At 71.5% G+C, this 13,188-nt stretch carries 13 protein-coding genes; 7 read left to right on the top strand and 6 right to left on the bottom strand.

Going from position 1 to position 13,188, the window contains the following annotated elements; genetic code table 11:
- Nucleotides 1-14: 14 nt before the first annotated feature.
- The 4 genes from HED23_RS23000 to HED23_RS23015 all read right to left on the bottom strand — a co-directional run bounded on the left by HED23_RS23000 (nt 15) and on the right by HED23_RS23015 (nt 3,463).
- The gene (locus HED23_RS23000) at nt 15-638 is read right to left on the bottom strand and encodes a TetR/AcrR family transcriptional regulator (protein ID WP_203185274.1); all 624 of its coding nucleotides are present in this window, start codon (nt 636-638) and stop codon (nt 15-17) included.
- Between the two features lie 84 nt (nt 639-722).
- Nucleotides 723-1,013, bottom strand: a complete 291-nt coding sequence (locus HED23_RS23005; protein WP_031099588.1) for a YiaA/YiaB family inner membrane protein — start codon at nt 1,011-1,013, stop codon at nt 723-725.
- A gap of 191 nt (nt 1,014-1,204) precedes the next feature.
- Nucleotides 1,205-2,215, bottom strand: a complete 1,011-nt coding sequence (locus HED23_RS23010) for a hypothetical protein (protein ID WP_203185275.1) — start codon at nt 2,213-2,215, stop codon at nt 1,205-1,207.
- A 96-nt stretch (nt 2,216-2,311) separates the two neighbouring features.
- Entirely contained in the window at nt 2,312-3,463 is a 1,152-nt protein-coding gene (locus HED23_RS23015) for an acyl-CoA dehydrogenase family protein (protein WP_203185276.1), read from the bottom strand.
- 65 nt (nt 3,464-3,528) lie between these two features.
- Between HED23_RS23015 and HED23_RS23020 the strand changes: the two genes are divergently transcribed.
- The 7 genes from HED23_RS23020 (at nt 3,529) to HED23_RS23050 (ending at nt 9,953) form a co-directional block, all read left to right on the top strand.
- Nucleotides 3,529-4,203 carry a TetR/AcrR family transcriptional regulator gene (locus HED23_RS23020; protein WP_203185277.1) on the top strand — a complete coding sequence of 225 codons (675 nt, stop codon included), beginning with the start codon at nt 3,529-3,531 and terminating at the stop codon, nt 4,201-4,203.
- A 14-nt stretch (nt 4,204-4,217) separates the two neighbouring features.
- Nucleotides 4,218-4,943 carry an ArsR/SmtB family transcription factor gene (locus tag HED23_RS23025; RefSeq protein ID WP_203185278.1) on the top strand — a complete coding sequence of 242 codons (726 nt, stop codon included), beginning with the start codon at nt 4,218-4,220 and terminating at the stop codon, nt 4,941-4,943.
- A gap of 44 nt (nt 4,944-4,987) precedes the next feature.
- Nucleotides 4,988-5,932 (top strand): DMT family transporter, encoded by a 945-nt coding sequence (locus HED23_RS23030; protein WP_203185279.1) that lies wholly within the window; start codon nt 4,988-4,990, stop codon nt 5,930-5,932.
- Nucleotides 5,933-6,105: 173 nt separating this feature from the next.
- A complete protein-coding gene (locus HED23_RS23035) occupies nt 6,106-8,190 on the top strand; it encodes an ATP-binding protein (protein ID WP_203185280.1) in 2,085 nt (694 codons plus the stop codon).
- A 475-nt stretch (nt 8,191-8,665) separates the two neighbouring features.
- Nucleotides 8,666-9,046, top strand: coding sequence for a peptidase inhibitor family I36 protein (locus HED23_RS23040; protein ID WP_203185281.1), 381 nt, complete (start codon nt 8,666-8,668; stop codon nt 9,044-9,046).
- 17 nt (nt 9,047-9,063) lie between these two features.
- Nucleotides 9,064-9,459 (top strand): peptidase inhibitor family I36 protein, encoded by a 396-nt coding sequence (locus HED23_RS23045; protein ID WP_203185282.1) that lies wholly within the window; start codon nt 9,064-9,066, stop codon nt 9,457-9,459.
- Nucleotides 9,456-9,953 (top strand): ricin-type beta-trefoil lectin domain protein, encoded by a 498-nt coding sequence (locus tag HED23_RS23050; protein ID WP_203185283.1) that lies wholly within the window; start codon nt 9,456-9,458, stop codon nt 9,951-9,953. Before HED23_RS23045 ends, HED23_RS23050 begins: the two co-directional genes overlap by 4 nt.
- Nucleotides 9,954-10,403: 450 nt before the next feature.
- Here the strand turns inward: HED23_RS23050 and HED23_RS23055 are convergent, their stop codons facing one another.
- Nucleotides 10,404-11,483, bottom strand: a complete 1,080-nt coding sequence (locus HED23_RS23055; protein WP_203185284.1) for a Zn-dependent alcohol dehydrogenase — start codon at nt 11,481-11,483, stop codon at nt 10,404-10,406.
- Between the two features lie 31 nt (nt 11,484-11,514).
- Complete coding sequence (locus HED23_RS23060) at nt 11,515-12,909, bottom strand: aldehyde dehydrogenase family protein (protein ID WP_203185285.1); 1,395 nt, start codon at nt 12,907-12,909, stop codon at nt 11,515-11,517.
- Nucleotides 12,910-13,188 lie beyond the last annotated feature (279 nt).

Below are 13,188 nucleotides of genomic sequence, written 5' to 3' on the forward strand. Positions count from 1 at the left end.
TGCCCGGCGTCACTTCACTTCTGGGCGCCCACCATGCGCAGGACGAGGTCGGCGTAGAGGGTGCCGACCTCCTCGGGGGTCCGGCTGCCCTGCGCGTTGAACCAGCGTGCCACGTCGATACAGAGGGACAGCACGGCGAGCGTGGTGCCCGGGACGTCCGGGACGTCGAATTCGCCCGCCCGGACACCGTCGCCGATGATCCGGCGCACCGCGGCGTCGCTCCGCCTGCGCAGGGCGACGATCTCCGCGCGGTGCTCCTCGCCGAGGGCTTCCAGTTCGTACTGCACCACGCGCGCCGTGGTGTGGCGCTCGGCGTGCCAGCGGACGAAGGACCGCACGGCGTCGGCGAGCCTGTCGGACGCCGTGCCACCGCTGTCGGCCGCCGTCTCCAGAAGCCGCAGGGCCCGGTCGTGACCGATCCTGCTGATCCTGTGGAGCAGCTCTTCCTTCGTCTTGTAGTGGATGTAGAGCGCGGCAGGGCTCATCCCGGCCCGTCCTGCGATGTCACGGGTGGTGGTCGCGTGGTAGCCACGCTCGGCGAACGCCTCGACGGCGGCGACGAGCAGTCGCCGTGCCGCTTCGGGCGTCACCTCGCTCCACGGCGTGTTCTCGCCGTCGGTGTCCTCCGCCGTGCTCATCGCCACGTGCCCCTTTCCGCTGGCAGGACGAACACCATACCGCGAACCTGAGCAAGCGCTTAGAGCGCTCGTGGGGTGAGATCGTCAGAGCTTCTGGAAGGGATCGTGCTCGGCGAGGATCTTCTCCAGCCTGGCCTGGTCGACCCGGCTGACGATCTGCCCCGCCTCCTGCCGGTCCCTGATGACCTTGGCGAGGGTGAAGCACGAGGTGACGAGATAGAGGACACCGATGGCGAGGAACGCCCGCACCCAGGCGTCGGCGTCGAGGAAGAAGATGCCGAGGGCCACCGCGCCCATCGCCACCCCGAAGGAGAGGACGGCCTGTCCGTAGAAGGCGGCGGTGCTCTGCTGCTTGACCGATGTTGTCTCACTCATGTCGCACAGCATCCGGCGCGGGCACCTGCCTGCGGTATCCGTCGGCGTACTCAGCCGGTACTCATCGTCGCGCGGACCGCTCCGGACGGCCGTGGCCGCTTCCTGCCGGCCGTGGCCCCTTCCTCCCGGCCGTGAGCCGCTCCCGCGGTCCGTATGCGGTGAGCGGTGCGGTGCGGTGCGGTGCGGTGCGGTCAGGCGACGGGGCACCCGTGCCGGGCCCCGGAAGCGGTGGCGAAGGCCGTCAGCAGTCGTTGCGCGTCCTCACCGTCGACGGTGCTCCGCACCCCTTTCCCGCTGTCCGGCCTCGGGAACTCCTCGAACTTGAAGTACGCCGCGCCCAGGGCGCCTTCGCAGTCGTGGGTCCGCATGAGCGCGCCCTTCACGCTGCCGGGGTAGCGGCCGTCCAGGTACATCTCCTGCTGCGCGGAGGGCCCGTAATAGGCGGTCAGGCTGAAGTGGTGGCCCTCGGCCGGGAGATCCGAGGAGCAGTTCTCGGTGAGCGCGCGTCCGGCCGGCTTCTCCGACACCGTGGTGAGCCCCAGCCTGGCCGCGTCACGGGAGCCGACGACGCCTCGGCAGGTTCCCTCCGCCCCGGCGGCGGGGCGTTTCTGCCAGGGGGAGGTGTCGACCTTGGAGGGGCGCTTCCCCGGAGCGCCCTCGCACCCGAAGCGGTCCGCCGCCAGGCGAGCCGACTCGGTGGCGAACCGGGCCACTTGGAGTATCTGGGCGTCGGTGAGCTCCTCGACGTCCTGGCGCGCCTCGGCCATGACGAGAAGACCGTTGCCCGGCAGCGGAGCACAGTCGACGAGGACCGCGGCCTCGGCCCTGCCCGAGACGGCGAAGGAGCCGTTCCAGCCGAACCCGATCGGTGTCGCCGAGGAATTCTCCGCGGCGCCGCTGGTGCGGTGGGCCGCGGTCGGACGGATGTTCAGCTCGAGCGCACCCCCGGACCCCTCTCCCCGGGCCCGCGCCTCGCAGTACTCGGTCTCCTGACCCACCCACTGTCCGGTGTGGCCTCGGAATTCCAGCTCGGCACCACCGAAGAACTTCCCGGCCTCCCCGGCCGCCAGAGCTCCCCGGCAGGTGTCGGCGGGGACCTCGCGGGATTCCTCGTCCCGGAGGCCCAGGCCCCAGATCAGCCCGCCGGCCGTGAGCGCCAGCACGAGCGCTCCCCCGGTCACCTTGGCCTGTCGTCCGATCACACTTCCCCCTCCGATCCGGCCGAGGACGCTATCAGAGCGCCACCGGGCGGGCGCGTGCCGCTCCCTCCGGGGACGATTCCGTCGCGGCCGGCGGTTTCAGAAGGCGGAGACCCCCGTCAGCGCGCGGCCGATGATCAGCTTCTGGATCTGACTGGTGCCCTCGTACAGGGTCATCACTCGGGCGTCCCTGACCAGCTTGCCGACGGGGTACTCGTCGATGTAGCCGTAACCGCCGAACACCTGCAGGGCGTTGTTCGCGGCGCGGACCGCGGCCTCGGAGGCGAAGAGCTTCGCCGTGGACGCGGCGGTCGCGAAGTCCTGCCCGCGGTCGATGAGGTCGGCGACGCGCCAGGTCAGCATGCGGGCGGCGTCGACGTCCACGGAGATGTCACTGATGAGCTCCTGGACGAGCTGGTAGCTCGCGATGGACTTTCCGAACTGTTCGCGTTCGCCCGCGTAGCGCACGGCGGCGTCCAGGGCGGCCTGCGCGATGCCGACGCAGCCGGCCGCGACCGACATCCTGCCCTTGGCCAGGGCGGACATGGCGACGGAGAAGCCCTTGCCCTCGGGACCCAGGAGGGTGGAGGCCGGGACGCGGACGTCCTCCAGCACGATCTCGGCCGTGGCCTGGCCGCGCAGGCCGAGCTTGCCGTGGACGGTGCGCCGGGTGAGGCCGGGGCTGTCCGTCGGCACGAGGAAGGCGGAGACGCCCCGGTGGCCAGGGGTGTCACCGGTGCGGGCGAACAGCAGGACGACATCGGCCCAGGTGCCGTTGGTGATGAACATCTTGGAGCCGCTGATGACGTAGTCGTCACCGTCCCGCACGGCCCTGGTGGTCAGGTTCCCCGCGTCGGAGCCGGTGCCCGGCTCGGTGAGGCCGAAGCAGCCGACGGCCTCGCCCGCGGTGAGCCCGGGCAGCCACAGCCGCTTCTGCTCCTCGCTGCCCCAGGACGCGATCGTCTTCGCGACCAGGCCGAGCGAGACGGACACGATGCCGCGCACCGAGGAGTCGCCGCGGCCGAGCTCCTCGGTCACCAGGCAGTACGCGAGGTGGTCCCCGCCGGATCCGCCGTACTCCTCCGGGATCGTCAGCCCGAGGAAGCCGAGGGCACCCAGCTTCTTCACGATCGACTTGTCGACACTCTCGGCGCGGTCCCACTCGACGACATGCGGGGTGATCTCCCGCGCGACGAAGTCCTCGGCGAGCTGCCGGACGGCATCCTGCTCCTCGCTCAGCTCCAGGTTCATCCTGTGACACCCCACTTTTAATTAGCACTGCTAGTTTTCTGCTTGCAGGCCCTACTATGTGCCGCATGGCCCGACCGCGCAAGCCCCTCCTCAGCAGAGACCGCATCGTCGAGGCGGCGAGCGCGCTCGTCGACGCCGAGGGGCTCGACGCCGTCTCGACCCGGCGTCTCGCCGCGGAGCTGGGGGTCAGCGGGCCGTCGCTCTACAACCACTTCCGGAACAAGGACGAGATCCTCGACGCGGTGGCCGACGCCGTCTCCGCACAGGTCGACCTGTCGATGTTCGAGAGGTCCGACCCGCGCGAATGGCCCGCCGCCCTGCACGACTGGGCCGTCTCCTACCGCGCGGCGCTCGCCGCACACCCGCACATCGCGCCGGTGCTCGCCCAGGGCCCCGGCCGCCGCCCGGCCGGCCTGCGGGTCGCCGACGCGGTCTTCGGAGCGATGGTCGAGGCCGGCTGGCCGCCCGCCCAGGCGACGTACATCGGGGCGCTGATGCGCTACTTCATCACCGGATCGGCCCTCGGCTCCTTCGCGCGCGGCTTCGTCGACGACGAGACGGCGTACGACCCCGCCGACTACCCCCACCTCGGGCAGGCCCATCTGCTGGCCGACCGGCGCCAGCAGGTCGACGAGGGAGCCTTCGAGACCGGGCTGCGCGCGCTGCTGGACGGCCTGGCGCTGCAGTACGAGCAGACGGTCTCCGCCCGCACGGTTCGGCCCGCGCCGAACGGTGGCTGACGCATCCTGGACGTATGGCCCGTACGACACCGCACGATCCCGCCGCGCCCCGGCTCGCCGCGCTGGCGGCCCTGCTCGCCGACGAGACCCGTGCCTCCTTCTGTCTGGCCCTGCTCGACGGCAGGGCCTGGACCGCGGGTGAGCTGGCGCGCGGCGCCGGGGTGGCCGCCTCGACCGCGAGCGAGCATCTCGGCAAACTGGTCGTGGGCGGGCTCCTGACCGAGGAGCGCCAGGGCCGTCACCGCTATGTGCGGCTCGCCGACGGGCGTACCGCCCAGCTGATCGAGGAGCTGGCGGCCCATGCGCATGCCGGCGCGCAGGCACCCGTGCGCTCGCTGCGGGACGCGAGCCTCCAGCACGCGCTGGCCCGGGGGCGCACCTGCTACGACCATCTCGCCGGACGGCTCGGCATCCGCATCACCGACGCGATGACCGAGCGCGGACTGCTGCGGCAGGACTCCGGTTTCACGCTGACCGAGGAGGGCCTGGAATGGTTCGGCTCACTCGGCGTCCCCCTCGGCACCGCCTCCCGCAGGCCCCTGGCGCGCGGCTGCCTGGACTGGACCGAGCGGCGGCCGCATCTGGCGGGTACCTCGGGTGCGGCCCTGTGCCGTCACGCACTGGACGCCGGCTGGTGCGAACGGATCGGGACGGGGCGGGCGGTCCGGACGACCTCTGCCGGGCTGCGCGCCCTGTCGGAACACCTGGGCATCGAGCCGTCGACGATTGACGCGGAATGACAATTCGGTGGGGAGCCGAAGAGTTTCCCGCCTACCTTCGTGCCATGACGACGACACCGACAGCGCGCACCGCCGCGCCGGACACCTCCGGACGCGACTGGCGCGCTCCGGCCGCCGCGTGCACCACGGTCATCCTGTGGGCATCGGCATTCGTCTCCATCCGCAGTGCGGGCGAGGCGTACTCACCGGGGGCGCTGGCACTGGGCCGGCTCCTCGCGGGCACACTGACGCTCGGCGCCATCCTGCTCCTGCGCCGTGAGGGGCTGCCCTCCCGGGCGGCGTGGCCGGGCATCATCGGATCCGGACTTCTCTGGTTCGGCCTGTACATGGTCGTACTCAACTGGGGTGAGCAGCAGGTCGACGCGGGCACGGCGGCCATGATCGTCAACGTCGGACCGATCCTGATGGCCCTGCTGGGTGCCAGGCTGCTCGGGGAAGGTCTGCCGCGCCGGCTCCTGACGGGCATGGCGGTCTCGTTCGCGGGCGCCGTCGTCGTCGGTCTCTCCATGTCGGGCCACGGGAGTTCCTCGGTGCTCGGCGTGCTCCTGTGCCTGCTGGCCGCGCTGTCGTACGCGGGCGGGGTGGTCATCCAGAAGCCCGCGCTGCGGCACGGGTCCCCGTTGCAGATCACCACGTTCGGCTGCCTGATCGGCACGGTCGCCTGCCTGCCCTTCACCGGCGTACTGGTCTCCGAGGCGGCCGACGCCCCCCTCTCCGCCACGCTGAACATGATCTACCTCGGGGTGTTCCCCACCGCGCTGGCCTTCACCACCTGGGCCTACGCGCTTGCCAGGACCACCGCCGGCCGGATGGGCGCGACGACGTACGCGGTGCCGGCGCTGGTGGTGCTGATGTCGTGGCTGCTGCTCGACGAGGTGCCCGCGCTGCTCACCGTCGCGGGCGGGCTGCTCTGCCTGGCGGGGGTCGCGGTGTCGCGGACCCGGGCGCGCGGGGCAGTGAAGAACGAGGGCCCTGCTGCGACGCCGTGAGCACATCGGCCTTCAGGGCCTGAACGGGAGGGCGGGCCGGGGGCGGCTGCTCCGGCGCAGTTGCCCCTGATGGTGTTCGTGTCCCGATGCCATGGCTTGGTCGTCCGCCACGGCCGACCGCTGTCCAAAGTCGGCCGCCGGCAGCCCGGTTGACGCGTGTTAGGTTCCGATTCATGGAAGGAACCATCCGCAGGGATCTGGCCTCGCGCCTGAGCGCGGCGCGACGCAGGACGTTCGTCGGCCGTGGCCAGGAGCTGGAGAAGTTCAAGCTCGCTCTCGCGGGTGGGCCGGGTTCTCCCGTCCTGCTCTTCGTGCACGGCCCCGGCGGGGTGGGCAAGTCGGCGCTGCTCCGGCAGTTCGCCCACGAGGCCGAGCTGGCCGACCGGTTGGTGGTGGAGGTCGACGGGCGGCAGATCGACCCCTCTCCGGCCGGGTTCGAGATGGAGGCGGCGAAAACGGTCTCGGGGCCGCCCGCGGTGCTCCTGGTCGATGCGTTCGAGCACTGCCAGGGCCTCGAGGGCTGGCTGCGTGAGCGGTTCCTGCCCGGGCTTCCCGAACGGACGGTCGTCGTGGTGGCGGGCCGTGTTCCTCCCGGGACGGACTGGAGATTCGACCTGGCCTGGAGCGATGCTCTGGAGATCGTCGCGCTGGGGCCCCTGGAGCCCGAGGCCGCCGCGGCGCTGGTCGAGCGGCACGGCGTGGCACCGACGGTCCGGGACGCGGTCCTGGAGTTCGCGGGAGGATATCCGCTCGCACTGAGCCTGGCCGCGAGTGTGGCGGTCGACGGGGCGGCCTCCCAGCCGGACTGGTCTCCGACACCGGACGTCATCTCCGCGCTGCTCACCACTCTCATCGGTGAACTCCCCTCGCAGAAGGAGCGGCTGGCACTGGAGACCGCCGCGCACACCCTCACGACCACGGAGGGCCTGCTCGGTGCGGTGGTCGGTGAGGAGCACGCCGCCGAGATGTTCACCTGGCTGCGCGGCCTTCCCTACGCCGAGCACGGCCGCCACGGCCTGTTCCTGCACGAGCTGGTCGCGGAAACCGTCGACCGGGACCTGCGATGGCGGGACACGCGGGGCTACGAGCAGATGCACCGCAGCGCCGGCCACTACCTGTTGGAGCGCGCCCGCACCGCCCCCGAGGACGAGGCGATGACGGCCATCCGCGCGCTGACCTATCTCAAGCGTTACGGCCCCATGGAGCCCTACTTCGCGCGCGTCGAACGGGAGGGGGACACCCATGAGGGCCGGCTCGAACCGCACGAACACGAGATCGCCGTGCGGATGACCGAGGAGGTGGAGGGGGAGCGTTCGGCGGAGATCGTACGTTTCTGGCTGGAGCACCAGCCGGAGGCCTTCTGGGCTTACCGCAGTTCGCGGACCGGCAGGCTGACCGCGTTCATGACGTGGCTGCGTCTCAGGGAACCCGGGCCGGAGACCGCGGTGGACCCGGTCGCGGCGGCGGCCTGGGAGCACGTGGAACGCACGGCGCCGATGCGTCCCGGCGAGCATCTCCTCATGTCGCGTTTCATGATCGACCCGGTGTCGTACGGCGAGGTGTCCACGGTGGGGCACCTCATGCAGCTGCGGATCTGCCGGGACTGGATCCGCTCCCGGGGGCTGGCCTGGTCCTTCATCATCTCGCCGGACGCCGCGCTGTGGCGCGGCCTGATGCACCACCTCGGGCACCGGGAGTTCTGGGAGACGGCCTGGGACCGTGGACTCACCTTCACGGGCTTCGGGTGCGACTGGCGCACCACCCCGCTGGAGATCTGGTTCGACCGCACCCAGCCCGGTGCTCTGCACGCTCCGGTCCCCGACGGGGCCGGCACCTGCGGCACCGTACGGACGCTGCCGAGGGAGGCTTTCGACGGTGCGGTGCGGGACGCGCTGAAGAACATGCAGCAGCCCTCCGTCCTCGAGCACAATCCCCTGCTCAACAGTCATCTCGTGGCGGACCGGGCCCGGGAGAGTGACAACGACCCGGTGGACCTGCTGCGCACCGTGCTCGCCGAGGCGGTCGGGGAGTTGAAGGAGGAACCCCGGCAGCTGAAGTTCCACGCGGCTCTGGTGACGACCTACCTGGAGCGGGCGCGGACCCAGGAGACTGCGGCGCACCGGCTCGGGCTTCCGTTCAGCACCTACCGGCGGCACCTCGTGCAGGGGACGGGTCTGGTGTGTGCGCGGTTGTGGGCCGCGGAGTCGGCGTCCGCCGTGACGGACTGGCCTGACCCACCCGCCCTCCACACCGTCTGACGGTGGTGGGCCGGGCAGGTGGCCGGCCGCACCCGTGGGCGACCGGCAGAGCCGTGGGATCCGCCCTGCCGGCTGCTCCTGAACACATGTGAGCAGTGGTGAGCAGCGAAACGGACTCCCGGGTGAACCCCTGACAGCGGAAACATCGTGCACGCCGGGGCGAGCACTCGCCCCGGTGGTGCCGGGAGGACCCTCCAGGCATCAGTGAGAGGTACGAGCGGGTCCGGGCGTCCGGGGCCGGCCACGGCCTCTCGCCCGAAGCCTCCGAGGGGTTGCCGATGCGCCGGACCAGGCCGCCCGCCTCTCCTCGGGTGCCCGTACGCGGCCCCCGGGCCGCTCGCTTCCGCCGGTGCCGGGGGAACGCACCGGCAGCGCGGAGGTGACGACGTGCCGGCACACCGGCGCGGCGTCCGCCCCAGTTCCCGCTCACCGCTTCGGAGTCCGCATGAGCCGGGCTCGATGGAAGGAGACCACCATGCGTGGCCATCACCTTGTGAAACGTCTGTCGGCGACGGGAGCGGCCGCTCTGGCCGCCGTCGCCATCGGTGCTGTCGGAGCGCAACCGGCCGCTGCCGACAGCAGCGAATGCCGGCCCGACTGGTTCTGCCTTTGGCAGGACTCCAGCTATCAGGGCCGGATGCTGTCCAGCCCTGCGCAGAACGTCTCGAACGTCGGCGACTACATGAACGACCGTACGACGTCCTACTGGAACCGCACCGACCAGTGGATCACGGTCTACTACGACTCGGGTTACCGCGGCTGCCTGTTCGCGATCCCGCCGGGCGGTTCGGACAACGCCGTCGACCCCCATCTCAACGACCGCGTCACCTCGTTCGCCGTCGGCCAGTGGTGCTGAAAGGAACTGTGACAACGATGAGGAAGAAGATGACGGTGCGCCTGAGGCCCCTGACCGCGGCGGCACTCACCCTGGGTGCGGCCTTCGCCATGACCGGCCTGGGCGGTGGAGCGGCGGTGGCCGCCGACACCGATTGCCCGGCCCAGGAGTTCTGCCTGTGGGCGGACCCAGGGTTCACCGGGCGCTTCGCCTACTCCAGCGAGCCCCAGTCGAATGTCGGCGACTACATGAACGACCGCATGACGTCCTACTGGAACCGTACCGACAACTGGGTCTCCATCTACCTGGACGACAAGTTCCAGGGGTGCCTGTACTCCATCGCGCCGGGCGACAAGGTCTCCGACATGCCTTCCTGGGCCAATGACGCGACCACCAGCTTCCGCCCCGGAAGGTTCTGCAGGTGGACCGGATGAGCGGCCGTTCCCGCACGGCCGGCCGGGTCCGGCTCGGCGCCCTGGCCACGGCCGCCGCCTGCCTGGCCGTGGGGCTCGCCCCGCAGGCCGCGAACGCCGCGGACGACGGCTCCTGGGTCAACCTCCAGAACCCGTACACCAAGGCCTGTCTCGGCATCAACACCGCGATCGCCGGAACCATGCCTGTCACACAGGTGACCTGCAAGGTCACCAACTTCAACTCCTGGAACCTGAGTGACGACGGCTGGCTGCGGAACGGCTACCAGAGCGGTTCGTGCCTCGACACCAACGGCACCGACCTGTACCTCTCGACATGCAACACCACCGACCCCGGCCAGCTGTGGGAACGGCTTCCGGGCACTAAGGTCGGAATCGTCCCCAGGGCCTTTCCCGGGAAGACACTCGTGGGCTGGGCGGACGGAACGGTGAGTGTGGCGGCACCCGGCGCCGTCGACCAGGCCGGTAAGTACCAGTGGCAGTGGAACTGGTGGTGAGTACACCTGCGTACGCCGTCGCCGGAAGGGTGCCCGCCGCACGCCCCGCCGGTCGGGCGGGGAGCGGCCTGGCTGTTCCGGGGCAGCAGGACCCACTGCCGTAGGGGGGTGGGCGGTCCACGCGAAGCGCCCGGCCGGAGTGTTCCGGCCGGGCGCCTCGTGTGGCGGGACGGCCGGCCGACGACGCGCTCCTGTACAGGCGGTCCGAACCGCACCGCGGAGCCGGTCACGCGCGCGACGGGGACGGGATCGGCCGGTCCACTCCGCGTACGCCCGGATCTCCGGGCCCGTACAGCGGCCTGGACCGGTGCCCCCGACGGTCGGGAGACCTCGAACCGGTGCCTCGGGGCGCGTCCTCGGGGTGGCGTCCGGCACCCCCTCAGCGCGTGCGACGGCACTCCACGGGCACCCACCCGTCAGCCGTACGAACAGCCTGGCGGGCACATCCGCCTAGAACACGACCAGCGCGCGCCCTCCCTTGCCCGCGATCATGTTGTCGAAGGCCGCCGGGATGCCGTCCAGCGCGATCCGCTCCGTGACCATCATCGACAGGTCGAACCGTCCGGCGCGGATGTGTTCGGCGAGCACCGGCAGGTCGCGTGCCGGATCGCTGTTCCCGTACACGCAGCCGGTGAGGGAGCGGCCCCAGTGGAAGATCTCCAGGGCGTTGAAGGTCACCTGCTGGTCCTTGCCGCCGATCCCGACGACGGTGGTGCGGCCGCCTCGGCGGGTCGACTCCCAGGCCCCGCGGATCGTGGCGGGCCGCCCGACGCACTCCACGGCGACGTCCGCGCCCTGGCCGCCGGTGAGCTTGCGGATGGCACGCGGGGTGGTGTCGGACGCCACGACGTAGTCGGTGGCACCGGCCCTGCGGGCGAGTTCCTCCTTCTCCGGTGACACGTCGACGGCGATGATCTTCGACGCCCCGGCGATACGGGCCGACTGCAGGACTGCGAGGCCCACCCCGCCGATCCCGAAGACGACGACGCTCTCGCCCTCGCGCACCCGGGCGGAGTGGTGGACCGCGCCGTAGCCGGTCAGGACCGCGCAGCCGAGCAGTGCGGCGTCGTCGAGCGGGATGCCGGCCGGGGCGGGCAACACGCAGTTCGCGGCGACGACGGTCTCCTGCGCGAAGGCGGCGACGTTCAGGCCCGGGTGCAGCTCGGTGCCGTCGGCCGTACGGGCGTGGATGTTCGACGCGCCCTTGAGCGCGTCGGCGCAGAGCCAGACCTCACCGATCCCGCAGTGGAAGCACGCCCCGCAGGACGGCGCCCAGTTGAGGACCACGAGGTCGCCGGCGGCGACGTGGGTGACGCCCTCGCCGACGGCGAGCACCGTCCCGGCGCCCTCGTGGCCGAGGACGGCGGGGACGGGCAGCCTCATGGTGCCGTTGGAGAGGGACAGGTCGGAGTGACAGACACCGGCGGCGGCGAGGGAGACGCTCACCTGGCCGGGGCCGGGCTCGGGCAGTTCGATGTCGGTGATCTCCAGCGGAGCTCCGACGGCGGGCAGTACAGCGGCGCGGACCACGAACAGACTCCTCGATGGATCGGCGTGGGGATCAGAACTGGAGGGACTTGGTCTGGAGGTACTCGGAGAGGCCGTGCGGGCCGAGCTCGCGGCCCACGCCCGACTGCTTGTAACCGCCGAAGGGGGCGAGCGGGTTGAAGCGTCCGCCGTTGATGTCGACCTGCCCGGTGTCCATGCGGCGGGCGAAGGCAACGGCCTCCTCGTCGTCCGCGCCCCATACGGCGCCGGCCAGCCCGTACACGGTGTCGTTGGCGATCCGCAGGGCGTCGTCCACGTCCTCGTACCGGAGGATCGAGAGCACCGGGCCGAAGATCTCCTCCCGCGCGACGGTCATGTCCGAGGTGACGTCGGCGAAGACGGTGGGGCTGACGTAGTAGCCCTGTTCCTTCGGTGCCTCGGGACCTCCCGCGACGAGACGTGCCCCCTCCTCGATGCCCTTCTCGATGTAACCCCGCACCCGGGCCTGCTGCTTGGCGTTGACGACGGGGCCGACCCGCTCCCCGGGGACGTACTTGGCGACGGCTGCGCCGGCGAGGCTCACGGCCTCCTCGTACCGCTCGGCGTCGACCAGCATCCGGGTCCAGGCACTGCACGTCTGGCCGGAGTTGGACATCACGTTGGCGACGCCCACGTTGACCGCCCTGGCGAGGTCGGCGCCGGGCAGGATCACGTTGGCGGACTTGCCGCCGAGCTCCAGCGCGACACGCTTGACCGCCGCTCCGGCGGTGGCCCCGATCTGCCTGCCGACGGCCGTGGATCCGGTGAAGGAGACGAGGTCGACGTCCTCGTGCTCGGCGAGCGCCTGGCCCGCGACCGCGCCGATGCCGGTGACCAGGTTGAAGACGCCGGCCGGCAGGCCCGCCTCCTGGGTGGCCTCGGCGAAGAGCTGTGCGGTGAGCGGGGTGTCCTCGGCGGGCTTCAGGACGACGGTGCAGCCCGCCGCCAGCGCCGGGGCGACCTTGGCGACGATCTGGTGGAGCGGGTAGTTCCAGGGTGTGATCGCGCCGACGACGCCGACGGGCTCCAGCAGGACCGTGGAGTTGCCGAGCTTCTCCTCGAAGGAGTACGAGGCGGCCAGTTCGGCGTACGAACCGGCGACGAGCACCGGTACACCCGCGTGCACCGTCCGGGACAGCGGCAGCGGGGAGCCCAGCTCGGCGGTGATGGTCTCGGCGATCTCGTCCTTGCGGGCGGCGAGCACGTCGCGCAGCGCGCCGATCCTCTCGGCGCGCTCGACGGGCGGGGTGGCCGCCCAGCCGGGGAACGCGGCGCGTGCGGCGCGTACCGCGGCGTCGACGTCCTCGGCGGTGCCCGCCGGGACATGGCCGATGACCTGCTCGTCCGCCGGGTTCACGACCGCGATCGTGTCCTGGCCCGAGGCGGGCCGCCATTCCCCGCCGATGTACATCCCGTCATGCGCCTTCATGGCTGTTCCTCCCGGGCTCGCTGTGCCTGCCGCCGAAGCCGTGCGTCGTACGGACGGATGCCGTCCCGGCCCCAAACTAGCGCTGTTAGTTTTTTGGCGCCAGGGAACCGCTGGAGACACAGGTCACGCGTGGCCGGCGGCCGCCCTCCCACGCCGGGCCGGCAGATGTGCCCGGGAAGGGCGGGCGCGGCTTCCGGAGCGGCGGGGGACGCCCCCGGGCAGGGGCGGGCCGGGCACCCGGGGCCACAGGGGGGACACACGGGCAGAGGCGGGCCGGGC

Origin of the sequence: Streptomyces pratensis (genome assembly GCF_016804005.1) — a bacterium.
Taxonomy (GTDB): Bacteria; Actinomycetota; Actinomycetes; order Streptomycetales; family Streptomycetaceae; genus Streptomyces; species Streptomyces pratensis_A.

Bases quoted from the DNA above. Each gene is read 5' to 3' on its own strand.
- HED23_RS23000 (WP_203185274.1), bottom strand. From the start codon at position 638: ATGAGCACGGCGGAGGACACCGACGGCGAGAACACGCCGTGGAGCGAG.
- HED23_RS23005 (WP_031099588.1), bottom strand. From the start codon at position 1,013: ATGAGTGAGACAACATCGGTCAAGCAGCAGAGCACCGCCGCCTTCTAC.
- HED23_RS23015 (WP_203185276.1), bottom strand. From the start codon at position 3,463: ATGAACCTGGAGCTGAGCGAGGAGCAGGATGCCGTCCGGCAGCTCGCC.
- HED23_RS23020 (WP_203185277.1), top strand. From the start codon at position 3,529: ATGGCCCGACCGCGCAAGCCCCTCCTCAGCAGAGACCGCATCGTCGAG.
- HED23_RS23025 (WP_203185278.1), top strand. From the start codon at position 4,218: ATGGCCCGTACGACACCGCACGATCCCGCCGCGCCCCGGCTCGCCGCG.
- HED23_RS23030 (WP_203185279.1), top strand. From the start codon at position 4,988: ATGACGACGACACCGACAGCGCGCACCGCCGCGCCGGACACCTCCGGA.
- HED23_RS23035 (WP_203185280.1), top strand. From the start codon at position 6,106: ATGGAAGGAACCATCCGCAGGGATCTGGCCTCGCGCCTGAGCGCGGCG.
- HED23_RS23040 (WP_203185281.1), top strand. From the start codon at position 8,666: ATGCGTGGCCATCACCTTGTGAAACGTCTGTCGGCGACGGGAGCGGCC.
- HED23_RS23045 (WP_203185282.1), top strand. From the start codon at position 9,064: ATGAGGAAGAAGATGACGGTGCGCCTGAGGCCCCTGACCGCGGCGGCA.
- HED23_RS23050 (WP_203185283.1), top strand. From the start codon at position 9,456: ATGAGCGGCCGTTCCCGCACGGCCGGCCGGGTCCGGCTCGGCGCCCTG.
- HED23_RS23060 (WP_203185285.1), bottom strand. From the start codon at position 12,909: ATGAAGGCGCATGACGGGATGTACATCGGCGGGGAATGGCGGCCCGCC.